This is a genomic window from Acinetobacter sp. 3657 (genome assembly GCF_031456775.1).
Lineage (GTDB): Bacteria > Pseudomonadota > Gammaproteobacteria > Pseudomonadales > Moraxellaceae > Acinetobacter.
On sequence record NZ_JAVDVH010000026.1, the window covers coordinates 1 to 3367 of the forward strand.

1 rRNA gene is annotated in these 3367 nt (G+C 48.4%); it reads right to left on the reverse strand.

Annotated features, from left to right (window positions below):
- Window positions 1-182: 182 nt before the first annotated feature.
- Window positions 183-3076: ribosomal RNA gene (locus J2Y37_RS15715) — 23S ribosomal RNA — on the reverse strand.
- Window positions 3077-3367 lie beyond the last annotated feature (291 nt).

Consider the following 3367-nt stretch of genomic DNA (forward strand, 5'->3'; position numbering starts at 1 on the left):
TGTGAGTTAAATTTCACAGTGTGTGCCTTACTTACGAACCAAAGAGTTATTAACGGATTAGCTTCATTGGGTCTGAATTGTAACTAGTTTTTCAACTAAATCAAGTTCAATCAGTTTAATCTACACTGACTGTTTGGATTTGAATCGAATTGATGCTTTATATACAACTGCTTGGGTGTTGTATAGTCAAGCCTCACGAGCAATTAGTATTGGTCAGCTTCATACGTCACCGTACTTCCACATCCAACCTATCAACGTCCTAGTCTCGAACGGCTCTTTAGAGGACATATAGTCCTAGGGAAATCTTATCTTGAGGTAGGCTTCCCGCTTAGATGCTTTCAGCGGTTATCCCTTCCGAACATAGCTACCCGGCGATGCCACTGGCGTGACAACCGGTACACCAGAGGTTCGTCCACTCTGGTCCTCTCGTACTAGGAGCAGATCCTCTCAAATTTCCAGCGCCCACGGTAGATAGGGACCGAACTGTCTCACGACGTTCTAAACCCAGCTCGCGTACCTCTTTAAATGGCGAACAGCCATACCCTTGGGACCTGCTTCAGCCCCAGGATGAGATGAGCCGACATCGAGGTGCCAAACACCGCCGTCGATATGAACTCTTGGGCGGTATCAGCCTGTTATCCCCAGAGTACCTTTTATCCGTTGAGCGATGGCCCTTCCATACAGAACCACCGGATCACTAAGACCTACTTTCGTACCTGCTCGACTTGTGGGTCTCGCAGTTAAGCGCGCTTTTGCCTTTATACTCTACGCGTGATTTCCGACCACGCTGAGCGCACCTTCGTACTCCTCCGTTACTCTTTAGGAGGAGACCGCCCCAGTCAAACTACCCACCAGACATGGTCCTCGCCCCGGATTACGGGGCAGAGTTAGAACCTCAACATTACCAGGGTGGTATTTCAAGGATGGCTCCATTAGAACTAGCGTTCTAACTTCAAAGCCTCCCACCTATCCTACACAAGTAAGGTCAAAGTTCAATGTCAAGCTGCAGTAAAGGTTCACGGGGTCTTTCCGTCTAGCCGCGGGTACACCGCATCTTCACGGCGAATTCGATTTCACTGAGCCTCTGCTGGAGACAGCGCCGCCATCATTATGCCATTCGTGCAGGTCGGAACTTACCCGACAAGGAATTTCGCTACCTTAGGACCGTTATAGTTACGGCCGCCGTTTACTGGGGCTTCGATCAAGAGCTTCGCTTACGCTAACCCCATCAATTAACCTTCCAGCACCGGGCAGGCATCACACCCTATACGTCCACTTTCGTGTTTGCAGAGTGCTATGTTTTTAATAAACAGTTGCAGCGGCCTGGTTTCTGTGGCTGCCAATAGCTCAGACCGCAAGGATCATCACCGTCAGCAGCGTACCTTCTCCCGAAGTTACGGTACCATTTTGCCTAGTTCCTTCAGCAGAGTTCTCTCAAGCGCTTTGGTCTACTCGACCTGACCACCTGTGTCGGTTTAGGGTACGATTCCTGTGTAACTGAAGCTTAGAGACTTTTCCTGGAAGCATGGTATCAGCCACTTCACTGTACAAGTACAGCTTGCTATCGACTCTCAGCATAGAGCACCCCGGATTTGCCTAAGATGCATGCCTACTGTCTTCCACCTGGACAACCAACGCCAGGCTGACTTAACCTTCTCCGTCCTCTCATCGCATTACACAGAAGTATTGGAATATTAACCAATTTCCCATCGACTACGCCTCTCGGCCTCGCCTTAGGGGTCGACTCACCCAGCCCCGATTAACGTTGGACTGGAACCCTTGGTCTTTCAGCGAACGGGTTTTTCACCCGTTTTGTCGTTACTCACGTCAGCATTCGCACTTCTGATACCTCCAGCATACTTCTCAATACACCTTCATCGGCTTACAGAACGCTCCCCTACCACGTAACTTAAAAGTTACATCCGCAGCTTCGGCACATAGTTTTAGCCCCGTTACATCTTCCGCGCAGGCCGACTCGACTAGTGAGCTATTACGCTTTCTTTAAAGGGTGGCTGCTTCTAAGCCAACCTCCTAGCTGTCTATGCCTTCCCACATCGTTTCCCACTTAACTATGATTTTGGGGCCTTAGCTGGCGGTCTGGATTGTTTTCCTCTTGACTACGGACGTTAGCACCCGCAGTCTGTCTCCCGGATAGTACTCATTGGTATTCGGAGTTTGCATCGGTTTGGTAAGTCGGGATGACCCCCTAGCCGAAACAGTGCTCTACCCCCAATGGTATTCGTCCGAGGCGCTACCTAAATAGCTTTCGGGGAGAACCAGCTATCACCAGGCTTGATTAGCCTTTCACCCCTATCCACAAGTCATCCCCTGGCTTTTCAACGACAGTGGGTTCGGTCCTCCAGTTAGTGTTACCCAACCTTCAACCTGCTCATGGATAGATCGCCTGGTTTCGGGTCTACACCCAGCAACTAAACGCCCTATTAAGACTCGATTTCTCTACGGCTCCCCTATTCGGTTAACCTTGCTACTGAATGTAAGTCGCTGACCCATTATACAAAAGGTACGCAGTCACCAAACAAGTTGGCTCCCACTGCTTGTATGCATGCGGTTTCAGGATCTATTTCACTCCCCTCACAGGGGTTCTTTTCGCCTTTCCCTCACGGTACTGGTTCACTATCGGTCAGTCAGGAGTATTTAGCCTTGGAGGATGGTCCCCCCATATTCAGACAAGGTTTCACGTGCCTCGCCCTACTCGTCATCATTGTATGTGCCCTTTCGTGTACGGGAATATCACCCTCTACGTTCGCACTTCCCAGAGCGTTCCACTAGAACACATACAACTTAATGGGCTGATCCCCGTTCGCTCGCCGCTACTAAGGGAATCTCAATTGATTTCTTTTCCTAAGGGTACTGAGATGTTTCACTTCCCCTCGTTCGCCTTGCATACCTATGTATTCAGTATGCAATACCTACCTTATGGTAAGTGGGTTCCCCCATTCAGAAATCTCCGGATCAAAGGATATTTGCCGCCTCCCCGGAGCTTATCGCAGGCTATTACGTCTTTCATCGCCTCTGACTGCCAAGGCATCCACCACATGCACTTAATTACTTGACTATACAACCCCAAACAGTCGACGTTACCTACAAGTAGTAACTTCAACATTTCAGTTTGACGCACTGTGCACTTAAGCACCGTACAGCTTCAATCTAATTCATATACCAAAACGCTTGATTCAGTTAATCGCTAGTTCTCGCATTAATCTTTCATCTAACTGCAATACTTGCGTATTACCGTTAAAATCATATTAATCGAGTTTTGAACAATTTATTTCAGACTCAATTCTACTAATCTGTTAATGAATTAATGTAACCTCGTCAGCTACATTAAACTGTGATAAATCACAGA